Source organism: Halohasta sp. A2, from assembly GCF_056175805.1.
Map to the genome: position 1 here is coordinate 14180 of NZ_JAQFWV010000019.1, position 22327 is coordinate 36506.

A 22327-nucleotide genomic window follows, 5' to 3' on the forward strand; every position below is an offset into this window, starting at 1 on the left:
CCGAAAGAATCACCCCTGTCGGTGTTCTACCAGTCGACGTGAGTCGTCCACTGTCGGTTCTCGTCTACGACGGTCGCAAAGAGGCGTTTCGAACCGCAGTCGACGTGTTGACCTACGGGATGGCCGACGTCGTTGCCGTGCCGTGGGAGTCCGAACCGATCCAAGCGTTTCTCGAAGCGCAGTTCGGGAGTCGACCGTTTGTGTTCGCGCTGATCGAGGACAACGCGGTCCACGTCGGCGAAACGGCCGTCAGGCGCGCACTCGACGCCCGCGGCATCGCCGGTCCGATCGCCAGCGGGATCGAGAGCCTGTATCCGAAAATCGCTGACCCCTTCGGACGCGTCGTCCACGGCGAGGCCCCCGCCGACATCCACGGTACGTTCAGGCTCGATCCCGACGCCGAGACACACCTCGAGTCGTTCAGATTCCCGTAGGGCTCAGGCGTCGACCAGCGCGTTTCGGACCGCGGTCTCGATCGGTGTCTGTGTGATCGCAACGACCGACTGCAGATCCGACGCGGGCGAGACCGTCACCGGGTTCCGCATGCTTTCGGCCAGCGCACGCGCGATTTCGAACGAGACCTCGGTCGTCAGCCGAAGCCAGTACGACGAGAGCTTGGGCGTCATCACCGGCACTGGAAGCACAAACACCCGTTTTCCTTTCTCGCGTGCAGTGAGCTCCAAGAGCGACTTGTAGTTCCAGACCGACGGCCCGCCGATATCGTACGTCTCGCCGCGAGTCGACGCGACGTCCAACACCCCGACGAGGTAGCTGATGGCGTCGTCGATGCCGATCGGTTGACACGGCGTTGTCACCCACTGCGGGACCAGCATGACCGGCAGCCGATCAGTGAGATCGTCCAGGATTCGGAAACTCGCGCTCTCTGTGCCGATGATGACTGCTGCCCGCAAGACGGTCAGGTCGTAGCTCCCCTCTTCGAGAACCGACTCGACCTCGCGTCGGGAGGCGAGATGTGGCGAGAGGTTCGAACCGTCGCCACTGATGCCGCTCAGATAGATAACGCGGTCGACGCCTGCGGCCGAGGCGATCTCGCGGAAGCGTTCGGCGTACGTCCGGTCGCGGGCGATGAAATCCGCCGCGGTCAGCGAGTGAACCAGGTAGTAGGCCACGTCGATGTCCGCACAGAGGTCGACCAGCGACTCCGGATCGTTGAGGTCGCCCTCGAACACATCGACCGACTCCGGAAGCGAGAGTCGGCTGGCCGAGCGCGAGAACGCGACGACATCGTGACCGAGTGTGGCGAGTCGACCGACCAGCCGTCGCCCAACGAATCCGCTCGCACCGACAACGAGAATGCGCATGGACGGTCTTCTCAGAGCACGAGTAAAGGTGTGGCTACCTCGGGTGGTCGACGCCCGTCGAGTCAGTGAGAGCCAGAGCCGGAGTGCCTTTATCGCCCGCCGGTCGACTCCCGAGCGTGACCGTTCGGATCGAGTTCGACGAGGGCACCCTGCGAATCGAGAGCGACCGCGAGAGCGATCCACCGATAGCGGGGCTGCCGGGCGTCGATCACGACCCCCGAAGCGGGACGGCCCGTGCGCCAGCGCATTTATATGCTCAGCTCCGCGGCGTGCTCCGTGAACTCGATGCCGACGTCGACGACCAGGTCCGTCCCACGGAGTCACTTGCACTGTCGACGGGCTACGAACTTCGCGAGTACCAACAGGCGGCGCTCGATGCATGGCTCGACAACGGTCGTCGGGGCGTCCTCCAACTTCCGACTGGAGCCGGAAAAACAGTGATCGCGCTCGCCGCGATTGCCCACGTCGGGACGCCTACGCTCATCGTCGTCCCAACGATCGACCTTCTGGAGCAGTGGCAGCGCGAACTCGAAACCGAGTTCGACGAACCGATCGGTCGACTCGGCGGTGGCGAGCAGCGCGTCGAAGACCTGACGGTATCGACATACGATTCGGCCTACCTGCGGGCCGACGAACTCGGCGGCCGGTTCGGGCTCGTCGTTTTCGACGAGGTCCACCACCTTGGCGCGGAGGGCTACCAGGATATCGCCCGGCTTATAGCCGCCCCCGATCGCCTCGGCCTCACGGCCACGTTCGAACGACCCGATGGAGCCCACGAAGCGATCAGCGAGCTCGTCGGACCGAAGGTGTACGAAATCGCCGTCGACGACCTCGCTGGCGACCACCTCGCACCCTACGAGATCCGCCGGATCGAGGTCGAACTCACGCCCAAAGAGCGTGCCGAGTACGACGACGCCCAAGGGACGTTCGTCGACTACGTCCGTCGATCGAACATCTCCTTTTCGAGCGGTAGCGACTACCTCCAGTTGGTCAAACGCTCCGGCAACGATCCCGCCGCCCGCGAGGCGCTGCTTGCCAAACAGCGTGCCCGCGAGCTGATGATGAACGCCGAAAACAAGCGCCACCAGCTTGCGCGAATTCTCGATCGGCACCGCGACGACCGAATCATCGTTTTTACAGCGCACACCGAACTCGTCTACCGGCTTTCGGAGCGGTTCTTGCTTCCGGCGATCACCAACGAGACGAGCGCGGCCGAGCGTCGAGAGATTCTCCAGCGGTTCCGCGAGGGAACGTACAGCCGGATCGTCGCGGCCAACGTGCTCGACGAGGGCGTCGACGTGCCCGAGGCCAACGTGGCAGTCGTGCTCTCGGGCAGCGGCAGCGAACGCGAGTTCACCCAGCGCCTCGGGCGCATCTTGCGGCCCAAAGACGACGGCGGTCGGGCACTCCTCTACGAACTCGTGAGCGCCGAAACCGCCGAGGAACGGGTGGCCGCGCGTCGACGGTGAGCTGAAGCGGTACACGCACGGCTCGGGGGCTTTTTAAAAGTCGACGGAGTACGAACCGCCGTGCTGACGAAAGACCTCCTCCGTGTCTCGCGTCGGGGCGGCAGCTACCGCCCGGAGTTCGTCGGCTCCGAGCACCGACCGCTCGCTGCGCGACTGATCGAGACCTATCGGGAGCACGTCGACCGCCCCCGGCGTGAAGTCGACGCCGCTGTCGAGTCGATCGAACGCGCCGAGTCCGATTTCAAACTCGTCCGCGGGTTCGCCGCCCTGCTTGACCGTGAGGCCACCTTCGAGACGGTCGCGCCGCTGCCGCCCGAACGCAGCCGTCGACGCGTGTTCGAAGCCGCCGAGGCCGTGGGTGTCGCCACCCCTGACGAACGCGAACGGGCAATTGCCCGCGCGGCCGACCGACTCGCGGTCGGCATCGACGCCGTCGAGGAATCGTTGTACGCCGACCGCGACTGCAACCAGCGGCTGACGGCGTTCGACCCCCGCTGGAGCCCCGAAAGCCTGATCGAGCAGTACAACCTCTCGCTGGCCCAGACTGCGCTGTTCGACGCCACCGAGGTCCGACTCACGAGCGACGATCCCCGTCGACTGATTTCGGCGGTCAAACGGCTTCGACTGATGTACGAGATCGAACGCGCCGACTCCGAGGGGCTCACACAGCGAACCGTCGTCGTCACCGGCCCCGACCGGCTCTTTCGCCGAACGCGGCGGTACGGCACCGCCTTCGCCCGCCTGCTTCGGTCGGTCGCGACGACCCGCGAGTGGGAGCTCCGAGCGACAGTCGACGACCGCGGCACCGAGCGAGCGCTCGTACTGACCCAGCGCGATGTGTCGGTGCCCGGCGTCGACCCCATCGCCGAGCCGAGCTACGACAGCGGCGTCGAACGCGAGTTTGCCGCCCGGTTTTCGGCGCTCGATCTCGACTGGGACCTCGTTCGGGAGCCGGACCTCCTCGAAACGGGGACGAGCGTGATGATCCCCGATTTCGCCTTCGACTACCGGTACGCACCGTTTCGGGTCTACTTCGAGGTGATGGGGTTTTGGACGCCCGAGTACGTCGAGAAGAAACTCGCGCAGTTGGACGGCCTCGAGGACGTCGACCTCATCGTCGCGGTCGACGACTCGCTGGGCGTCGGCGAGAAGATCCAAGCGACCGATCATCGCGCAATCGCCTACACCGGCTCGGTGCGCCTCAAGGACGTGGTCGACGTGCTTCGGGAGTACGAAGCCGACCTCGTCGACGAAGCCGCCGCCGAGTTGCCCGACGAACTCCACCCGGAGGCCGACGTGATCGAGTTGGCTGCGCTCGCCAGCGAGTACGGTGTCTCGGTCGACCTGCTCGACGGTCGAACGTTTCCGGACCACGAGCGGGTCGGTCAGTGGGTGGTCCGGCCCGACGTATTGTCGGCGATTGACGCGGAGCTTTCGGCCGGGATGTCGTTTGCAGATGCGGAGACAATCATCGAAGAACACGGGCTGACCGACGCCAGCGCGGTGTTAGCGGTGCTCGACTACCGGGTCATCTGGGAGGGGTTGACCGGTGGCATCCTCGAACCCCGATAGTCTGTGTCGATTGGTGGCGTCCTCGAACCTCGATAGTCAGTGTCGACCGACACGGGCTTTTTGAGCGTTCGACCCGTTCGGACTGTATGGTCCTCAAACGGCTGCTTGGCTCGAAATGGTCCCAACGGTTCAGCGTCGTGACGGTGGCAGCCAACGGTGTTCGGGCCCTGCTCCGGGGTAACAAACGCGTTGGGTTGTTCCTCATTGGGTTGGCAGTGCTCGCCTACCGATGGTCGCCGCTCGGTATCGTAATCCCACTCCTACTCCATCGCTACGGCGACGAACTCGCCGACTGGGCGATGGGTCGGTCCGAGTCGAACGCGTAAACCTATTTATATACTCGCGCTCCAGCGACCGAGCGGTTCAGGGTGGATTGCCGTCGACCTCGGCGTCCTGCGAACGGGTGGGCGTCGAGCTGGTCGACTCGCCGAACCGATCGTACAGCGAGCCGACCAAAAAGCCGTAGGCGAGATGAGCCAACAGCGTAAAGCCTGCGAAAACAACCAACAACGGGCCGGTCAGCTCGCCACGACCGAGGACGATGAACGCGATCCAGAGGGCCGCACCCAGGATCATGCCGTTCGACGCCGAGTCGTCGAACGGAAGCGAGGGTTCGATGGCGACGAACAACAGGGGCCAGATGAGCGTGCCGACGGCCGCAAAGATGATAAATCCGAGAACGGTGTTTCCGGGCATCCCGACGTAGCGAGCGACCGCATCGAACGCCTGGACCTCCTCTCTGGTTTCGACCTCCAGCATGAGAAAGACGAGCGACATCACCGCAATCCCGGTCGCACCGCCGAGTATCCCGCCTGCAATCCTGTTCATCCGGACTCACTGACGACAGGCATCATACCACCACCACAGCAGGCGTCGACATAAAACTCGGTTTGTGTCTGAGTTGTCGACAGTCGGGTTTAAAAGAAAGACGACGGCGCGTGACGAACCGTCCTCACCCACGAGGCTCGACACCGAGCAGTATCGATCCACCTAGCAGTATCGATCCACCTAGCAGTATCGATCAGTCAATACATCTTAACGGAGTGGGCGAGTAGGACGTCTATGATCAGTGCAGTACAACCGTCGACAGTGGTGTTCGACCACACCGCCGGAGGGTCCAGCCGATGAGTCGACAGTACGCCCCGGTGTCGCCGCCGGTCGCGCTGACGATCGCCGGCAGCGACTCGGGCGGCGGGGCGGGCATCCAGGCCGACCTGAAGACGATGGAAGCCCACGGCGTCTTCGGCACCTCCGTCATCACGGCCACGACGGCCCAGAACACGGCAGGCGTCCACGACGTGAACGTGCTTCCGTCCGATCATATCACCGCCCAGTTTCGGGCGGTCGACGAGGATTTCGATGTCGGCGCGATCAAAACCGGGATGTTGGCGACCGCACCCGTGATCGAGACGGTCGTCGATTGTCTGGCTGGCTTTTCAGGCCCCGTCGTTGTCGACCCCGTGATGGTCGCGGCGACCGGCGACCGACTGCTGAGCGAGGATGCCGAGGATGCGTACAACGAGTTGATCGCCCGATCGACGCTCGTCACGCCGAACGTCGACGAGGCCGAGATTCTGACCGACATGGAGATCGACGACGCGGCCGCCGCCGAGGCCGCCGCCGAGATGTTGGTCGACCAGGGGACTGACGCCGCGCTCGTCAAGGGTGGCCACCTGGAGGGCGACGAGGTGGTCGACACGCTCGTCGTGCGCGAAGACGGCGGGACACGAACCGAGCAGTTCAGCCACCCGCGGGTCAAAACTGACGCGACCCACGGCTCGGGCTGTACGCTGTCGAGCGCGATCGCAGCGCGACTCGCTGGTGGCGAACCGCTGGCGGCGGCGGTCGGCAGCGGCGTAGCGTTCATGGAGCGCGCCGTCCGCTACGGACTTGACGTTGGGACGGGGCCGGGATCGGTCCACCACATGGTCGACCTCCGCGAGCGGGCCGACCGAGTGGCGGTGAGCGAGGCAGTCGACGAGATCGTCGCTCGGCTGGTCGACCGACACGTCGAACCCCTTGTTGCCGACGAGGGGATGGAAGTCGTCGGTGCGACACGGTACGCCGAGACGCCCGCCGAAGTCGTTGGCGTCGACGGGCGAATCCACCGGGCCCGAATCGGGCTTCGACCCACGGCGGGCGTCCGGTCGGGCGGATCGACCGCGCTGGCGATCCGGTTGTTGGCGGCTCGCGAAACGCACCCGGAGCTTCGGTTCGCGATCAGCTGTCGGTTCGACGAGAGCATCGAATCCGCGCTGTCGACGCTGGAAGGACCAGTCGTGGCTGTCGACAGCGAGACAGAATCCCGGCCAGTGGCCATGATCGACCACGAAGGCGATGGTCGACAGCCCAGCGTGATTCTGGTCGCCACCGATGCCGAAACCCTGATTGAACGAACCCTTCGGCTCCACAACGGCCTAATTACGGAGTGACGTCGACCGGAGTTCGACCGAACGTCGACCTCCCTTCGACCGCCAGTCCCTGAACGTGGTGTCAACACGCCCGTCAGAGGAGAGAGGAAGTATATAAAGAAGAAAGAACGGCTGCTGGGTTACCTAACCGCAGGCGCTAAGGCCCCTTCCTCAACGACGGAGCGAAGCGAGGTCGTAGGGAGGGGATACAGCGCCGTCATCGTCTTTCATCAATGCGATACTGCTGGCCCACAGGCCCACGCTATCAGTAGCTTTTTGTGTATCTACGAGGTAGATACTCTTAATGGATCGGTACGAGGTCGAAGGACACGAAGTCCTCGAAACAGAAGCCAAACGATCCGGCAACGGCGCGCACGTCTACGTCCCGAAAGCGTGGGCCGGTGCGACCGTCAAGGTCGTTCGCGTCACCGATCCATCCGATGAGTAGGTATGCGCTACAACTACAGGTATCGGCTCAAACCGTCCGACAAACTCCACGAGCGGTTGGCGTGGACGTCGATACCTGCCGACAGGTCTACAACCACTTCCTTCACCGACTCAACCGAGTAGACGGAACCTCCGCCTACTCCGAACAGTCTCTCCTTCCCGACCTCAAACGCGAGTGGTCCGATCTAAAGGACGTTCACTCGAAGGTGCTTCAGAAAGTCGTTCAGCGGTTGTACGACAATCTCTCGACGCTGAAGGGGCGGAAAGACAACGGCTACCGTGTCGGCGAACTACGGTGGAAGGCTCCGCAGGAATATCGCTCGATCACGTACAGTCAAACCGGCTTCAAGCTCAACAACACGAGCGGTCGGCCTGTACTCTCTCTTTCTAAGATCGGTGACATTCCGATAGTCTACCACCGCAAGGTTCCCGACGATGCCATGATCAAGGAGGTCGTTGTCAAACAGGAGTCAACGGGCGAATGGTTCGCCGTCCTCGGCATCGAAACCGAGAACGACGCGCCACCGAAGCCCGAGAACCCCGAGAAATGCGTCGGGATCGACGTGGGTATCCTGAAGTACGCCCACGACAGCGACGGAACTGCCGTTAAAGGTCCCGACCTCTCCGAGGAACGCGAGCGGTTGGAGCGTGGACAACGCGACCTCTCGCGGAAGGAACACGGATCGGCGAACTACGAGAAGCAACAGCGCGTAGTGGCCCAACGCCAAGCTGACTTGAAGCGAAAGCGTCGGGACTTCCTTCACAAGCTCTCGGCGTACTACGCTCGGGAATACGACCTTGTAGCGGTCGAAGACCTCGACGCCAAGGGGTTGATGGAACTGCCGTCCAACAGTCGGAACCGAGCGGGGGCGGCGTGGGGAACGTTCCTGCGGATGGTGGAGTACAAGTGCGAACGCGAAGGCACGCACTTCGCCGCCGTCGATCCGCGAGGAACGACGAAAAAGTGTTCGAAGTGCGGTGTTTCGACCGACAAGCCGCTGTGGGTCCGCGAACACTCGTGTCCTTCATGCGGGTTCGAAGCGGATCGCGACCTCAACGCCGCCTACAACATCCTTTCACGCGGACTCGATCAAGTAGGAGTGGTTCACCCCGATTCAATGCCTGTGGAGACTGCGCTCCCTACGGGAACCAATTCGGTTCCTGCAAAGCGCGTCGTGGAAACAGGAAGCCCCGTCCTCAGCGAGGCCGTCAGGCCGAGCAGGGCGGGGTAGTTCACTGGAGACATGAGATCAGCGATCAGAGGACACGAGAGTGCCGTTCGGTTTCGAAAACCGCGGACCACACCGGCAGGGGGTACCGACGTGGTAAGGGGAGCAAAGAGATCACCAACAGTGAGGGGGACGAACACCGGTGATGCTCCCTGTATCTGTAGGCAGGTAGTCTATGAATAAGAGTGGTTACCCTACATGGTTAGGTATCGGGGGATCGAGAGCATGTGATCGAACACACACGGAGCGTGACCGAAACCGAACCGGGTAACAACGCTCAAAAAACTAAGTGACGATGCTCAGTGAACGAGTCGACTACAGGTGCCACAGAGGTTCTCCTCTTTGACGTCGACTTCGCGAACGGTGGGCGAAAAACTCATGACGCATTTGGAGTTGTCGCAGTGTTCGAGGCCGATGGTGTGGCCGATCTCGTGGACGACCTCTTTGCGGACGCGGTCGGCGAACACTTCGGTTGCGGGCTTGGTCGAGATGCCGCCGTCCGAGGAGGTCTGGAGGCGGTACGTCGAGATCACCGAGCCGTTTCCGTTCAGATAGGCCAGTCCAAAGACGTAGTTGCGGCGGCGGTAGTAGAGGTCATTGGCGGTGATGCCGATGTTTTTCTCTCCGGTTCCAACCCGGCTGACGAGTTCGATGAGGTCCTCCGCGCGGTGTTGGTTCCGGTTGGGGTCGAACGCGCCGTCGGGGATCGGCTGGCTGTCTTGGACCCGCACGTCACAGCCGTAGACCGAGCGCAGGCCGGCCGAGGACTCCCGCTTTACTTGCGCGGGAACATCCCCTATCGGCACGATATCGACGAGCATAGCATCCGATATGAAGGGGCTATTATTAAGTCTCACGCCGGACAAGCGTTCCGTCTCGCGATTGTCGACCCCCGACGAACACCACCGACTCGGTACGTTTTTTTCAGTGCCCCGTTTCGAGGTCAGTGATGGACGTAGATACGGTCGTACTCGATATCGACGGAGTGCTGGTCGACGTCGCCGACTCCTACCGCCGGGCAGTGATCGAATCGGTCGACCGGATGTACGGCAAGACGGTCGACCGCGAAGCCATCCAGGCGCTGAAGGACGCCGGCGGCTTCAACAACGACTGGCTCGTGACCGACGCGGTCGCGCTCTACGTCCTTGCGAAGCAGGCGGGCTACAACGGGTCGTTCGAGACGTTCGCCGAGGATATCGCCCACCACGGCGGCGGGTTGGAGGGCGCAGAGGCCACGCTGGCGGCCGACCTCCCCAACGCGGCGTTCGAGCAGGTCGTCGACGAGTGGGACCCCGACGAACTCCGCCGGGTGTTTCAGGCGCTCTACCTCGGTGCCGACCTCTACGGCGAACTCGAAGGCGAAGAACCACCGTTCGAGACGCCGGGTTACATCCACGACGAGCCGGTGATCGTCGACCCCGAAACACTCAATGTGCTGACCGAGCGCTACGAGGTGGGTGTGGTGACGGGTCGACCGGCCGCCGAGGCGACGATCGCGCTCGATCGGGTTGGATTGGCGGTCGACGACGCCCATCGGTTTACCATGGACAACTGGGAGCAGGGCAAGCCACACCCCCACGCACTCATGACGCTCGCTGAGCGCTTCGATTCCGAGGCCGTCGTGTTCGTCGGCGACACACTGGACGACATCGAGACGGCTGTCAACGCCGACGCCGAAGACGATGGGTCGACGTACGACGGGATCGGCGTGTTGACCGGCGGACTGACCGGCGAGTCGGGACGCGAGAAGTTCCACAAAGCTGGGGCTACGGCGGTGCTCGAATCGATCAACGAACTGCCGGAGTATTTGAATTAGTCACCGACTACCGCCCCCATCGATACCGGGTCGGTTCGCCGCACACGCAAGTCTTAGGGCTGAACCATCCCCACTGTTTTCTATGCGAATCGCACTCCTTGGCGGCACTGGCGACATCGGCGAAGGACTTGCGCTCCGATGGGCGTTCCACAGCGACCACGACATCGTGATCGGCTCGCGTGACCCAGAAAAGGCACGCGCGAAAGCCGACGAGTACGAGGCCGAAATCGAGAGCCGCGGCGTCGACATCAAGATCACGGGGTTCGAAAACGCGATGGCCGCCGACCGGGCCGACGTGGTCGTGCTGGCGGTTCCGGCCTACCACATCGCCGACACCATCGAGGCGGTCGAGGGGTCGCTTGCGGAGGGTGACATCCTCATCACCCCCGCGACGGGGATGAAACGCGACGAGGACGGCTTTCACTACCACCGCCCCGGCGCGGGCAGCGTGACGAAACTCGCGGTCGACGCCGCGCCCGACGGCGTCCCCGTGGTCGGCGCGTTCCACAACCTCGCGGCCGGACGGCTGACCGATCTCGATGCGGAGTTACGGATCGACACCCTGCTGATAAGCGACGACGAGTCGGCGAAGTCGACGGTCAAATCGCTCGCCGAGGACATTGACGGCCTGCGCGCGCTGGACGCGGGCGGGGTCGCCAATGCCGCCGAGGTCGAGTCGGTGACGCCACTGCTTATCAACGTCGCGATGAACAACAGCGGCCTGCACGATCTGGGCGTCCGCTTCGACTAACGCGTTTCTGCGGCTGATTCATCACTTGTGTCGTGTTCGATCCAGTCGAGCAGTCGGTCGACCGCGACCACGGCCCCACCGATACAGAGCCAGAGGGCTGGAACGACCGCGAGGAGTACGACCCAGTGTGGGACGGGCTGTGCTGCTGAGGCTTCGTGTAGCGCGAGCGTGGAACCCACCAACCCGACAGCAACGCTGGCGTGTGAAAGAACCATCGTGGTGATCAGACCCGTTCGTCCGGATCGGTCTGTCGACGCGTAACTGCCGTGCTGTAGAGGTAGTAGCCAGCGATGATGAACAGCAGACTGATCACGATCCAGTGGGGGTTGTACTGGCCGCCAAGCGAGAACGGCTCGCCGCCGGGGCCAACCGGTTGGTGGAGACCCAACAGCGCGTGGTCGACGACGGCGTCGAAGAGATCAAAAACGCCGAGACCGATCACGGCCGCTCCAGCGACGGGTCGAACCGCCAGCGGCGCGGCCGTCCGCCGCTCGGCGCGCCACAGCAGACCAGCACCAACGCCCGCGATGAGCAGCATAGCGAGCGAAAACAGACCGTCGGCGAAGACGTTGATTCGGAGGCCGTTGAGTGTATTCATCGGATACATCCCGGAGACGAGGTGGTGCCACTGGAGGATGTGGTGGAGGACGAGCACGTCGACGAGGCCGCTGAAGCCGAAACCGAAAACGCCCGCCGCGAGCAGCCCGCGCCGACGTACGGCTTTCGGCGTGTGACCTGTAGTGGTCGTCTGCTGGGAGTCGACCATGGGAGTGGGTCGACCGCCCTAATAAAGAGACGTGTGGCCGGTTTGCTGAACGTACCAGAAACTGACTGCTACAGTGTAGCGAAAAAAGGAGTATTAGGGGTGGATATAGGCGACTACTCGGCGCAGAGGTCGACGAAGTTTCGCAGGATCCGCAGGCCGGTCTCGCCGCTTTTTTCAGGGTGGAACTGCGTGCCGAAGACGGTTCCCTCGTCGTTGGCAATGACCGCCGGGAAGTCGACGCCGTAGTCGGCGGTGGCGACGACCGTGTTTTCGTCGTCCGGATCGGCATAGTAGGAGTGAACGAAATAGGCGTACTCGCCATCCACGCCCTCGACGATCGGGTGGTCGCGCTGGACGTCGAGTTCGTTCCAGCCCATGTGCGGGACCTTGCGGTCGACGTCGAACCGGACGTTGGTTCCCGGAATGAAGTTCAGCCCCTCTACATCGCCCTCGCCGGCGTGTTCGGCCTCCTCGCTCGAACCGAGCAACATCTGCATGCCGAGACAGATACCGAAGATGGGCTGGCCGCGCTCGGCGGCCTCGGCCAGTGCCTCGCGGTAGGGGCCAGCGTTGTCCATCCCCTCGCGGAACGCGCCGACACCGGGGAGAACGATGCCGTCGGCGTCGGCGAACGTCTCAGGGTCTTCGGAGATCGTGACGCCCGCGCCGGCGCGTTCGAGGCCGCGGGTGACGCTGCGGAGGTTGCCGAGGCCGTAGTCGACGACGACGATCTCGGCGGCCGTCTGTTCGGGTGAGGTCGCGCTCATACGCAGACTCTGGGGGCCGGAGACAAGGGGTTTTCCGTTCGAACAACGCCGAAAATATAGAGACCCAGAGAGACGGGCCTCAGAAGTGACCGGCCGACTCGTTGGAGAACTGGAGATCGCCGCCGCGGCCGCCCTCGACCGTGTCAGCGCCCGTATCGCCGGTCGAGGGGACCTTGATCTGGACGTCTTCGATCTCTTCGAACTCGTAGTAGAGGTCCCGCTGGATGTTCTGTGCGGTGATGTTCGAGATCCCACAGCCCGAACAGGTGCCGCCGAGTTCGATGACGACGAGCCCGCTTTCGGGATCGGCCTCCCGAACCACGCTCGTGCCGCCGTGCATCTGGATGATCGGCATCTGTTTGACCACCCATTTTTCGACCCGTGATTTCAGGCTTGCTCCGTTCGGTTGGCTCTCGTCGCTCATTAGGTATCCTTCGAGCCGCAAGTATGGGAAAGTTGTGGTTCGTATGCGAATCGATCACAAACGATCATCCGCGTTAGCACCGCGACCGGCCGCAGCGGCGCGCCAACTCAGAGCCGCGAACGATCACCCGTACCATCGGTGAGTGCGCTGGCGACCGCGCCCATGACGACGACGTCGTCGCCGTGGGCGGTCAGCCTGACCTCGGGGATGTTCGACATCACCATTTCGTCGAGTCGCTCGCGCAGTGGCTTGACCACCAGCTCGGGATTGTTGAGTGCGACCGCCCCGCCGACGCTGATCACCAGGGGGGCGTAGGCGTGGACGATGTTGGCGACGCCCATCGCGTTCCAGTGGGTGACCTGCTCGATTACGTGGTCGGCAAACGTGTCGTCACCAGCGTGTTCGAACACGTCGACCGCCGAAAACTCCGGGTCTTCGAGTGAGAGGGCGGTGTTGATCGGGTCCTCGTCGTGGAGGCGGGTGGCGTATTTGGGGATGTTGTTGCCCGAGCAGTAGGCCTCCCAGTGGCCGTCGTGGCCGCAGCCGCAGGTCATGATTCCTTGCGGATCCAATGTCATGTGGCCGACCTCGCCCGCGTTGCCGTCCCAGCCGCCGATGACGTGGCCGTCGACACAGATGCCTGCGCCGATCCCCGAAGACATCGTCAGATACACCATGTCGTCGGGATTGCGCTCGGAGTGGAACCGCTCGCCGATGACGCCCGCGATCGTGTCGTTGTGGAGGTAGACCTCGTCGGTCGCCAGCAGTTTCGAGATCGGCCCGGTCAGCGGGATCCGGTCGATCGAATCGGGGAGGTTGGCAGGGTCTTCGACCGCGCCCGCGGCCAAATCGAGCGGCCCGATCGAGCCGATGCCGCAGGCAGTCGCCACCGAGGGATCGATGCCGACCTCGGCGGCCGCCTCACGGATGAGATCCAGGATCGCTTCGGTGATCGCAATGCCAGTCGGTCCGCGCGGCGTCGACCCGCGGGCAGCGCCGAGGATCGTCGCCGACTCATCCGCGACGACCGCTCGGACGTTCGTTGCCCCGAGATCGACGCCCACGTAGTAGGCCATCACGCAAATAGGGAGGGCGATAGCACTTAATTGAGCCGCTTTTACTCACCAGTGAATAGTGTTCGCACAACAGTGACTGATACGTCACTCTGCCAACAGGGTACGGTCGACAGCTACCGGTTCAGTAGTCGGGCGCGTCGTCTTCGACAGTACGTTTCATCGACTTGCGGCGGGACTTCGCATCGCGTCCGGTCGCCTCAAGCAGAAATTCGTTTTTCAGTGAGACCGCTTCGGCGGCCGCATCGGCCTCACCGGCTGCGATAACCTCCTCAGCGGGTCGTTCTTCGAAGTGAACGATCAACTGGTCTTTCTTGCTACTGTATTCGGCCGCACCAACGAGAATCCGGTCGAACACGGGGTTGGTGGGTTCGTCGATCGCGTACAGCTCGTGGCCGTCTCTGGTTTCGGTTCCGGTTACCGGTCCAAAATACGATTCGATCGTCGACTTGAGGTCGGGGACGCGGTCGTCGAGATGCTCGCCGCGACGCATCTTGTACTCCTTCATCGCCCAGGGGTTGGCGAGGCGATGCTTTACCTGTTTCGTCGTTTAGATCTGATAGGTAGCTGAACAGTTAAATCGGGCGCTCGGAAATGTAGCCTCGTTTGCAGTTCGGACAGATGTCGCCAGCCCGCATCGAGGAGTTGCCAGCCTGCCGCGAAAGCCCGCATTCGGGGCAGTAGAACTCGGTTTGGATATCGTCGACCGTCGGCTCGAAGTCGACCGAGGGTTGTTCAGCACGAGTAAACGAGAGTTCGACCTCCTCGCCGCTGGCTGTCGAGCGCTCAGTGTTGGTGATCTCCGGGGTGAAGCCGCCGCCGAACGTCATATCGTCAGGGCCGCCTTCGGTGGGCTCTTCGGCCGCAAACCCTTCGTCATCGTCGTCTCGCACCGATGGCCACGAGTGGTCGCTTCCCTCGTCAGCGACCTCCTCGGCATCATATTCGGGCCACTCGCCGGGCTCACGGTCGGTCGACTCGTCGGCGTCAGTGGCCCCAGCATCACTCGAATCCGGCTCGTCTCTGGGTTCGTTCGGGAGAATCAGCCCGTCGTCTTCGGCGGCCTCGACAGGCTCGGCCGGCGTCGCCGCGGCGGCCTCCACGTCGTCGACGGTCATGTTGGCGGGCTGGGCCGCGCCGAGCGTTTCGGCGGTGTCGGGTTCGCTGGTACCGTCGGCTTCATCGGTCTCGTCGGTCAGCAGTTCGGCATCGTCGGTCGTCGTTACCGAGTCGTCGATAGTCACGCTGGCGCTTGAGCCAGCGGCGCTCGCTGACTGGTCGGCTGCGGTCGACGACGCGTTGGCGGCGGTTGCTGGCTGGTCGGCGTCGACACCTGTCGCTTGTGCGCTGCCGGGCGCGGCCCTGTCGGCGCTGCCGGATGGCTCGGCGGCGGTCGCCGTCGCGGTGAGTTGGTCCATCGAGGTGACCTCCGTGTTCTCGCTGACGATCCGCCGTTCGCCGCAGCGTATGCAGGTTTTGACCTCGTTGACCGTGATGACGACTTCGTTTCCTTGTTCTTCGCGTTCGCGTTCGAGTTCGGGCTCGCCGAAATCGTGGCTGAGCAGACACCGGAATCCCATTAGGCCACATTCCGATGTACGAGACTAAAAGCTACTCCCTCTGTCTGCCGTCCGTCTGACGCTCCTGACCGCTGGCTCCGGTAGACGTAAATCCGTACCGTTTCTACATGTACCCATGGGAGCCAAGCCCGAGTTTCGGGATCGGCCTGCCGTCGAGGTCGAGGTTCTCGACGCGCTCGTCGAGCGTGCCGACGAGGGAATGACCGTCCTCGAACTCCGGGCGGTCGTCGACCGCGATATCGACCGGATCGAGCACGCGCTGTCGACGCTCAAAGCCGACGGACTCATTTCGGTCGACAACCACGGCGGGTCGGTTCGCATCCAGCCGGCCGACCACGTCGTCGACACCGATCCCGTCCCCGACGACGACCGATCGCTCGTCGATATTCTCCGCGAGAAGCTCGGGCTGTAGCCAGTTCGACCACACCGTGAGGCGTCGCTGTTTTACTTAACGGCAACGTTGAATCAGTAATGACACTCGTCGGAGACAGTCACACCGACCTTGGGGCGACGTTCATCACCGACGGCAACCGCGAGGTCGTCGACCACTACGGTCGACCGGCGGTTGCTCACCGAGCCGTGCGAAACGGCGTCGGCGTGATCGAAATGGGGTACGGCATCGTCGCCATTGAGGGCGAAGATCGCGTGGCGTACGTCGACAACATCGTCTCGAACCGAGTTCCCGAGACGGATGGCCACGGCTGTTACGCCCTCCTGCTCGATCCACAGGGCCGAATCCAGTCGGACCTGTATATATACAACGCTGGCGAGCGCCTGCTTCTTTTCGCCCCGCCCACCGAGGCCGCATCGATCGTCGACGATTGGCAGTCGAAGGTGTTCATTCAAGATGTCGAGATCACCGACGCAAGCGAGACGTTCGGCGTCTTCGGCGTCCACGGGCCGATGGCGACCGAGAAGATCGCCTCCGTGCTGAACCACGCGGGCGCGCCCGAACCCGAACTCACCTTCGAGCGTGGCTCGATGGCTGACTCGGGTGTGACAGTGATCGCCAGCGACAATCCCACTGGCGAGGAGGGCTACGAGGTGATCTGTGGAGCCGTCGACGCCCAGAACGTGATGGATACGCTGCTCAATCGCGGGCTCAACGCCGCCCCCTTCGGCTACCGAACCTTCGAGTCGCTGACGCTCGAAGCGGGGACGCCACTATTTAAAAGCGAGCTCCGCGGACAGGTTCCGAACACCGTCGGCCTCCGACACGCTCTCGACTTCGAGAAAGGCTGTTACGTCGGCCAGGAGGTCGTCTCGAAAGTCGACAACCGTGGGCGGCCAAGTTCGCGGCTGGTCGGCCTGCAGACCGAATCGCTGGTCGACGCCGAGGCGACTGTCACCGCCGACGCCGAGGAGATCGGCACCGTAACGCGAGCGGTCGACAGTCCCTCGCTCGGCGAACCCATCGCACTCGCGTTCGTGACGTTCGATACTGAACTCGACGGATTAGGCGTCGAACCGGCCGAGGGGACGGCCGACGAGACAGTCGACGCCGAGGCGGTCGACCTTCCGTTTATAAATAAAAGCGCTGACTCGCTGCGGCGGCCGACGTATCCTGCACCGAATACGACAGATTAGGGATAAGTTAATACATAATCGTAGTCTATGCGGGGCTATGGACAACGAACCTCGGCTCTTGCTGAGGGTTTCCGGGTTGGATTCGGTCCTCCACGGCGGGGTGCTCGGCGAGCGGTCGTACCACCTCTGTGGCGGTCCGGGCACTGGCAAGACCATCTTCGGCCTCCACTACCTGCTTGCGGGCAACAAGGACGACGAAACCGCGTTGTATCTCAGCTTCGAGGAGGACCCCGAGACGATCGTCGACAACGCGGGTCGGCTGGGGTTCGACGTTTCGGTCATCGAATTTCTCGATCTCACGCCAGGCGGCGAGCTGTTCGACGGTGACCGACCCGACGAGGTCGACGGCGGGCTGCGTAAGGCCGTCGGCGTGCTCAAAAAACGGGCCAGCGACTTCGAGCGCAGCCTCCGGCACTTCGAGATCACCCACGAAGGCATCGCCGTCGGCGAGAAACTGACCGGGCTGCGGAGCATCCTCTCGGGAGCCCCCGACGTCTCACCAACGGACCATGAGTGATAAGCTCCCGGAGCGAGCCGCTACCGCAGCCACGGAGGCGACGAAGACGTGATCGGGCTCCACGTCGTCTGTTCGATCTGCGCGGATCGGGACCGCGAGCTACTAGTCGACTGGCTCGGCTCACGCGATGGTGTGACTGTCGAGACGGTCGACCCCGAGGAGCTACTGACGGTACCGTTCGACTGCTGTATCATCGATCAGTCGACGCTGGAGGCCGTCGGCGATGGGCTGCTCAAACGCATCACAGCCGAGCGGCCGCTGTCGCTGCCCTGTTTGCTTTTTTCGGCTTCGCCAGCGGTCCGTGCTGCGGTGCCCGAGGTCATGGGGCCGCTGGTCACCGACGTGATCGAGCCGCCGGTCCGCAAAGCCGAACTCGGCCGCCGATTAGACGTGCTGTTTGGGATTCGGCGGCAGTCGAAACAGCTGGCACGGTCGAAAGCCCACCACGAACGCCTGCTCGAACTGCTGCCGGAGGCGGTGGTAGTCGTCGGAAGTGACGGCGAGATTCGGTATGCGAACTCCGCGGCCAGCGCCCTGTTTGCCTCCGGTTACCCGCTTTTGGGCCAGTCGTTTCTCGATCGGGTCACGCCGAGCGATCGGGTGGCCGCGGCCGACCTCATCGAGACGGCCCGGTGGCTCGGCTCGGCCGGGTTCGTCGACCTCGAACTCGCGGTCGACGGCGAGGCGCGCGCAATCGAGGCCGCGGGGACGGTCACTGGCGACGACGGGTCGGTCGAACTCGTCTGCCGGGATATGACCGAGCGGAACGAACGCGAGGCGCAACTCGAACTCTACCGGACGGCGATGGACGAGGCGACCGTCGGCATCACGATCACCGACGCCAGAGCCGTGGACAACCCCCTCGTCTACGTCAACCGGGAGTTCGAGCGGATGACCGGGCAGGATCTCGAATCGATGGTCGGCCGGAACCCGCGGTTCGCCCAGTCACCTCGGAGCGATCCCGACACCGTCGCCGAGATTCGCGAGGCGATCGCGGCGGGCGAGCCGATATCGGTCGAACTCATCAATCAACGATCCGACGGCACCGAATGGTACAACGCCCTCAACATCTCGCCGGTCCACCAGGACGGCGAGCTGACCCACTTTCTGGGCTTCCAGCGTGACGTCAGCGCCGAACGCGTCCAGCAGAACGAACTTGCGGTACTCGACCGCGTGCTGCGGCACAACCTCCGCAACCGGCTCAACGTCATTCTGGGCCACGCTGAGACGCTCGTCGAAGGGGCCGCAACCGAGGCCGTCCCGCTCCATGCGAGTACGATCTGCCGGACCGCCGAGGACTTGCTGGCGGTCAGCGAGAAAACGCGGCGGTTCCGGGCGGCACTCGACGATGACGCCGGAACGCGAACACGGGCCGATCTCGTCGGCATCGTTCGGGACTGCGTCGACGACCTCGCCGCAAACTACCCGGCGGCCGTCTTCACGTGCGACCTGCCGGGTCAAGTCGACGTGCAGTCGGGCTGTTCGGTCCGGTTCGCCCTGGCCGAACTGCTTGAAAACGCCGTCAGCCACTCCGAGCAGCCCGAGCCCGAGGTCAGCGTTACAGTCGAGAAGTCCGACGGCGAGATCGCAGTCGAGATCGTCGACGATGGCCCCGGAATCCCGGAATCCGAACGGCAGGCGTTCGCCGACACGACCGAGACACCGACCGACCACGCGATCGGCATCGGGCTGTGACTCGTCCGCTGGGCCGTTGACACCGCTGGCGGCGATCTCGACTACGCGGAGGCCGACCCCCGCGGCAGCATCGTCACCGTTCGGCTGCCGTCAGTATCGGAGTCGGCGGGCTCCGAGTCCTGATCAGGAAAACAACCGCGTGAGGTGGCTCTTCGAGAAGAACGACGAGGGCCGATCCATGTGGACGCCGATTTCGCCCGACAGCGCCCGGAGGCCGACGCGCTGGATCGGCTCGGGCAGCGAGTAGGCCCGCCGGACGAGGTGGCCCATTCTGATCTCGGTCGACAGCTGCTGTCGCCACGCCGACTCGTAGATCGAAAGCGAGTCGGGCCGGTCGGGATCGATATGGCGGGCCGCACAGTCCGCAGCGGTCATCCCATACAAGATCCCGCCGCCGGTGAACGGTTTGGTCTGGGCGGCCGCATCACCGATGAGGAAGACGCGGTCGGTCGTCACCGACTCTGGCGGGCCGATGGGGATCGCCCCCGAGCAGAACCGGTCGGTCTCGACGCCGTACTGGGCAGTGAGGCGGTCGAACAGCGCGGTCACGTCGTCGCCCGGCGGCGCGGCCAGGCCGTACTCCACCCCAGCGTCGCCGCGGGGAATGCGCCACGCGAAAAATCGCGGGACCGTGAGGTGGACGTCGACGTGGTCGCCGTGGTCCGGCTCGTCGGTAAACGCCAGCACGCCGTGGAGTTTCTCGCCCGGTTCGGGGAGGCCGACCGCCCCCCGGACCCGCGAGACGGGGCCGTCGCAGCCCGCAACCATCTTCGCCTCGAACTCGGTGGTTCCTTGCTGGCCCGCGACGCTCGCGGTGACGGTTACGTGGTCGCGGTGTTCGTCGACCGCGGTGACGGTGTGACCCTCCCGCACGTCGGCTCCGGCGCGGCGGGCGCAGTCGGCGAGCGTGCGGTCGAGGTCGACGCGATCGATGACGTTCGAGACCTCCTCGGTCTTGTAGAACAGGTGGGCGTCGCTGTCGGGGCCACCGGTGTAGAAGTTCGCGCCGTAGACGCGGTTCTGAAAGAGGTCGTCGCGGGCCTCGTCGGGGACGTAGTTCCAGATGTCGGTGCTGACGTGGCCCGAGCAGGCCAGCGGCTCGCCGACGGTCCCCTTTTCGAGGGCGAGCACATCGAAGCCGGATTCGGCCGCACGGCGGGCAAAGCGCGCCCCGGCAGGGCCGACCCCGACGACGACGAAATCGTACATACCCGTAGATACGGACGATTTCGTATATAGTTTGTCAGTTCCTACTGCTGGACGACCGCAATGTCCTGTGGCGGCTGGTCAGTCAGCGAGTCGCCCCACGGAACGTCGACCGCGGTCCACGAACTGCCCTGATCGGCGGTCCGGTAGAGTCCGCGGTTAGTCGCCGCATAAAACTCGCCAGCAGCGTGACCGCGGGCCAGCGCGGCCCGGACGACGCCCTCGCCCATCGGCAGGCCACGGCCGTCGAGCCGTTGCCACCGGCCGCCGTCGCGTCGACGGTAGACGTACGAGTCGGCCGCCTCGGGGGAGTGGGCCGACCGCGCACCGTGGGCCGCCGAAACGAGGACGCAGGCCGGATCGTCGGCGTCGACGGCGACGCCCCAGCAGTAGCGATGATCGAGGCCCTCCTGTGGTTTGGCCCACGTCGACCCGCCGTCGCGCGTCTCGGCGTAGCCGTCGCCAGCGGCGGCCCACGCGTAGCCCGGTACCTCGGGATGGGTCGTCATCGAGTGGACGTCCCGCCGAGCAGTGGGTCGGCGGTCCTCCCAGGTCTCGCCGCCGTCGTGGCTCTGGACGAGTGCGCCCGCCTCAATGCTGACGTAGAGATGCCCGCGGTCGTAGGGGTCGGGTTCGATCCACCGGACGTGATGGGTGTGTGGCCGCGGCGGAAACGACCACTCCGAGGCCGACTGGAGGTCGGTGAGGCCTGGTTTTTCCGTCCACGTCTCGCCCGCGTCGGTCGACCGATAGACGCGGCTGGGTTCAGTGCCGATCCAGATTTCGTCGGGGCTCCGGGTGCCGATTGCCGCCGCGGTGATCAGTTCGGGGCCGATGTCGTCGACTCCGACGCGCTCGAAGGTCGTGCCGCCGTCGACGCTGCGGAGGAGTCCGGCGTCGGCCGTGCCGACGAAGAGACGATCAGGTGCATCAGCGTCGACCGCGAGGCAGTTGAGGCGATGGTCCGTGAGGTGGGTGTCGAGGGTCGGGGAGTCACCGCCGTCGACGACGAGGAGGGTCTTGCGCATGGCGAGATAGCAGGTGACCATACGAGGCCTTCGACGTGTGGTATAGAAAAACTGCATGGCAGTCCAACCACGAGCCGCGAGGCGCTTACAACACCGACAGAAAACCGCCAACAAGGCCGACTGTCACGACCAGTCGACCGATACTGCCGAGAAAGGTCGCAATGGCGAACTTCACGTAGTCGCGTTCGAGAACCGCAAAGGCGTAGATCGAGATCGTATCCGGAAAGAAGGGGACCGACAGCGCAACGGCGAGACCGGCGTAGCCGTACTGTTGGGCGATGTGGATAGATCGTTTTTCCGACCATTCGAGGATGCTCCACCGCGAGCGTCGTAGCCAACGAGTGACCGGCCCCGACTGTTTGACCTCCTGGCCGATATGGAACGCAAACAGACTCCCAGCAGCCTTGCCGCTCGCACTGATCAGCATGATACTCGTGATCTGTCCGACAGGCCCGAACCCGAAATCTAACGGTGCGACGAGAACGACCTCGCTCGGGCCCGGAAGCGCGAACGCGATCAGAAACGAGTAGGCGAAGATGATCCCGACTCCCGGCCAGCCGGTCGCTGACTCGACGAGCGCCTCGGACACACTCACCACGGACGTATACATCATCTCAGCCGACTGTCCCGTCGACAGATAGAACATCTCCATTGCCGCGTACACAGT

25 protein-coding genes and 1 pseudogene are annotated in these 22327 nt (G+C 63.9%); 13 read left to right on the forward strand and 13 right to left on the reverse strand.

Going from position 1 to position 22327, the window contains the following annotated elements; genetic code table 11:
* The first annotated feature begins 38 nt into the window (after window positions 1-38).
* Window positions 39-434 (forward strand): hypothetical protein, encoded by a 396-nt coding sequence (locus O2S87_RS07775; RefSeq protein WP_475408230.1) that lies wholly within the window; start codon window positions 39-41, stop codon window positions 432-434.
* A 3-nt stretch (window positions 435-437) separates the two neighbouring features.
* Here the strand turns inward: O2S87_RS07775 and O2S87_RS07780 are convergent, their stop codons facing one another.
* Window positions 438-1322, reverse strand: a complete 885-nt coding sequence (locus O2S87_RS07780; protein WP_475408231.1) for an NAD(P)H-binding protein — start codon at window positions 1320-1322, stop codon at window positions 438-440.
* Between the two features lie 116 nt (window positions 1323-1438).
* Between O2S87_RS07780 and O2S87_RS07785 the strand changes: the two genes are divergently transcribed.
* The 3 genes from O2S87_RS07785 to O2S87_RS07795 all read left to right on the forward strand — a co-directional run bounded on the left by O2S87_RS07785 (window position 1439) and on the right by O2S87_RS07795 (window position 4689).
* Window positions 1439-2791 (forward strand): DEAD/DEAH box helicase family protein, encoded by a 1353-nt coding sequence (locus O2S87_RS07785; protein ID WP_475408232.1) that lies wholly within the window; start codon window positions 1439-1441, stop codon window positions 2789-2791.
* Between the two features lie 60 nt (window positions 2792-2851).
* A complete protein-coding gene (locus O2S87_RS07790; protein WP_475408233.1) occupies window positions 2852-4363 on the forward strand; it encodes a DUF790 family protein in 1512 nt (503 codons plus the stop codon).
* A gap of 86 nt (window positions 4364-4449) precedes the next feature.
* Window positions 4450-4689, forward strand: coding sequence for a hypothetical protein (locus tag O2S87_RS07795; RefSeq protein ID WP_475408234.1), 240 nt, complete (start codon window positions 4450-4452; stop codon window positions 4687-4689).
* A gap of 37 nt (window positions 4690-4726) precedes the next feature.
* Here the strand turns inward: O2S87_RS07795 and O2S87_RS07800 are convergent, their stop codons facing one another.
* Window positions 4727-5191 carry a DUF6789 family protein gene (locus O2S87_RS07800; protein ID WP_475408235.1) on the reverse strand — a complete coding sequence of 155 codons (465 nt, stop codon included), beginning with the start codon at window positions 5189-5191 and terminating at the stop codon, window positions 4727-4729.
* A gap of 296 nt (window positions 5192-5487) precedes the next feature.
* Between O2S87_RS07800 and thiD the strand changes: the two genes are divergently transcribed.
* The 3 genes and pseudogenes from thiD (at window position 5488) to O2S87_RS07815 (ending at window position 8453) form a co-directional block, all read left to right on the forward strand.
* Window positions 5488-6795, forward strand: coding sequence for a bifunctional hydroxymethylpyrimidine kinase/phosphomethylpyrimidine kinase (gene thiD, locus O2S87_RS07805; protein WP_475408236.1), 1308 nt, complete (start codon window positions 5488-5490; stop codon window positions 6793-6795).
* Window positions 6796-7078: 283 nt separating this feature from the next.
* Window positions 7079-7222 carry a DUF2080 family transposase-associated protein gene (locus tag O2S87_RS07810; protein ID WP_373673232.1) on the forward strand — a complete coding sequence of 48 codons (144 nt, stop codon included), beginning with the start codon at window positions 7079-7081 and terminating at the stop codon, window positions 7220-7222.
* 2 nt (window positions 7223-7224) lie between these two features.
* Window positions 7225-8453, forward strand: a pseudogene (locus tag O2S87_RS07815) (RNA-guided endonuclease InsQ/TnpB family protein).
* Window positions 8454-8749: 296 nt separating this feature from the next.
* Here the strand turns inward: O2S87_RS07815 and O2S87_RS07820 are convergent.
* The gene (locus tag O2S87_RS07820; RefSeq protein WP_475408237.1) at window positions 8750-9271 is read right to left on the reverse strand and encodes an archaemetzincin family Zn-dependent metalloprotease; all 522 of its coding nucleotides are present in this window, start codon (window positions 9269-9271) and stop codon (window positions 8750-8752) included.
* Window positions 9272-9399: 128 nt separating this feature from the next.
* Here O2S87_RS07820 and O2S87_RS07825 point away from each other — a divergent pair, with 128 nt between their 5' ends.
* Window positions 9400-10266, forward strand: a complete 867-nt coding sequence (locus O2S87_RS07825; protein WP_475408238.1) for a TIGR01548 family HAD-type hydrolase — start codon at window positions 9400-9402, stop codon at window positions 10264-10266.
* An 82-nt stretch (window positions 10267-10348) separates the two neighbouring features.
* A complete protein-coding gene (npdG, locus tag O2S87_RS07830) occupies window positions 10349-11017 on the forward strand; it encodes an NADPH-dependent F420 reductase (protein WP_475408239.1) in 669 nt (222 codons plus the stop codon).
* Here the strand turns inward: npdG and O2S87_RS07835 are convergent.
* From O2S87_RS07835 to O2S87_RS07865, 7 genes are all read right to left on the reverse strand, one after another.
* On the reverse strand, window positions 11014-11232 hold the full coding sequence (locus tag O2S87_RS07835; RefSeq protein ID WP_475408240.1) for a hypothetical protein: 219 nt from the start codon (window positions 11230-11232) through the stop codon (window positions 11014-11016). The two genes, npdG and O2S87_RS07835, sit on opposite strands and share 4 nt — an antisense overlap.
* A gap of 8 nt (window positions 11233-11240) precedes the next feature.
* On the reverse strand, window positions 11241-11783 hold the full coding sequence (locus tag O2S87_RS07840; RefSeq protein WP_475408241.1) for a DUF2243 domain-containing protein: 543 nt from the start codon (window positions 11781-11783) through the stop codon (window positions 11241-11243).
* Window positions 11784-11896: 113 nt separating this feature from the next.
* Window positions 11897-12550: an imidazole glycerol phosphate synthase subunit HisH gene (gene hisH / locus O2S87_RS07845; protein ID WP_475408242.1), complete on the reverse strand. Its 654-nt coding sequence runs from the start codon at window positions 12548-12550 to the stop codon at window positions 11897-11899.
* Between the two features lie 79 nt (window positions 12551-12629).
* Window positions 12630-12974, reverse strand: a complete 345-nt coding sequence (locus O2S87_RS07850) for a NifU family protein (RefSeq protein WP_475408243.1) — start codon at window positions 12972-12974, stop codon at window positions 12630-12632.
* 107 nt (window positions 12975-13081) lie between these two features.
* Window positions 13082-14050 carry an ROK family protein gene (locus O2S87_RS07855; protein ID WP_475408244.1) on the reverse strand — a complete coding sequence of 323 codons (969 nt, stop codon included), beginning with the start codon at window positions 14048-14050 and terminating at the stop codon, window positions 13082-13084.
* Window positions 14051-14171: 121 nt separating this feature from the next.
* The gene (locus O2S87_RS07860) at window positions 14172-14555 is read right to left on the reverse strand and encodes a DUF5611 family protein (RefSeq protein WP_475408245.1); all 384 of its coding nucleotides are present in this window, start codon (window positions 14553-14555) and stop codon (window positions 14172-14174) included.
* A 67-nt stretch (window positions 14556-14622) separates the two neighbouring features.
* The gene (locus tag O2S87_RS07865; RefSeq protein ID WP_475408246.1) at window positions 14623-15627 is read right to left on the reverse strand and encodes a DUF7093 family protein; all 1005 of its coding nucleotides are present in this window, start codon (window positions 15625-15627) and stop codon (window positions 14623-14625) included.
* 115 nt (window positions 15628-15742) lie between these two features.
* Between O2S87_RS07865 and O2S87_RS07870 the strand changes: the two genes are divergently transcribed.
* Genes O2S87_RS07870 through O2S87_RS07885 form a run of 4 tightly spaced genes read left to right on the forward strand, consistent with a single transcriptional unit; the run spans window position 15743 to window position 19426 of the window.
* Window positions 15743-16039, forward strand: a complete 297-nt coding sequence (locus O2S87_RS07870) for a DUF6432 family protein (RefSeq protein ID WP_475408247.1) — start codon at window positions 15743-15745, stop codon at window positions 16037-16039.
* Between the two features lie 59 nt (window positions 16040-16098).
* On the forward strand, window positions 16099-17214 hold the full coding sequence (ygfZ, locus tag O2S87_RS07875; protein ID WP_475408248.1) for a CAF17-like 4Fe-4S cluster assembly/insertion protein YgfZ: 1116 nt from the start codon (window positions 16099-16101) through the stop codon (window positions 17212-17214).
* Between the two features lie 37 nt (window positions 17215-17251).
* Entirely contained in the window at window positions 17252-17731 is a 480-nt protein-coding gene (locus O2S87_RS07880) for an RAD55 family ATPase (RefSeq protein ID WP_475408249.1), read from the forward strand.
* 48 nt (window positions 17732-17779) lie between these two features.
* Entirely contained in the window at window positions 17780-19426 is a 1647-nt protein-coding gene (locus O2S87_RS07885; protein WP_475408250.1) for a PAS domain S-box protein, read from the forward strand.
* Between the two features lie 123 nt (window positions 19427-19549).
* Here the strand turns inward: O2S87_RS07885 and O2S87_RS07890 are convergent, their stop codons facing one another.
* The 3 genes from O2S87_RS07890 to O2S87_RS07900 all read right to left on the reverse strand — a co-directional run bounded on the left by O2S87_RS07890 (window position 19550) and on the right by O2S87_RS07900 (window position 22273).
* A complete protein-coding gene (locus O2S87_RS07890) occupies window positions 19550-20635 on the reverse strand; it encodes a geranylgeranyl reductase family protein (RefSeq protein WP_475408251.1) in 1086 nt (361 codons plus the stop codon).
* Between the two features lie 41 nt (window positions 20636-20676).
* A complete protein-coding gene (locus tag O2S87_RS07895) occupies window positions 20677-21681 on the reverse strand; it encodes a WD40/YVTN/BNR-like repeat-containing protein (RefSeq protein ID WP_475408252.1) in 1005 nt (334 codons plus the stop codon).
* 64 nt (window positions 21682-21745) lie between these two features.
* Window positions 21746-22273, reverse strand: coding sequence for a YqaA family protein (locus tag O2S87_RS07900; RefSeq protein WP_475408267.1), 528 nt, complete (start codon window positions 22271-22273; stop codon window positions 21746-21748).
* Window positions 22274-22327 lie beyond the last annotated feature (54 nt).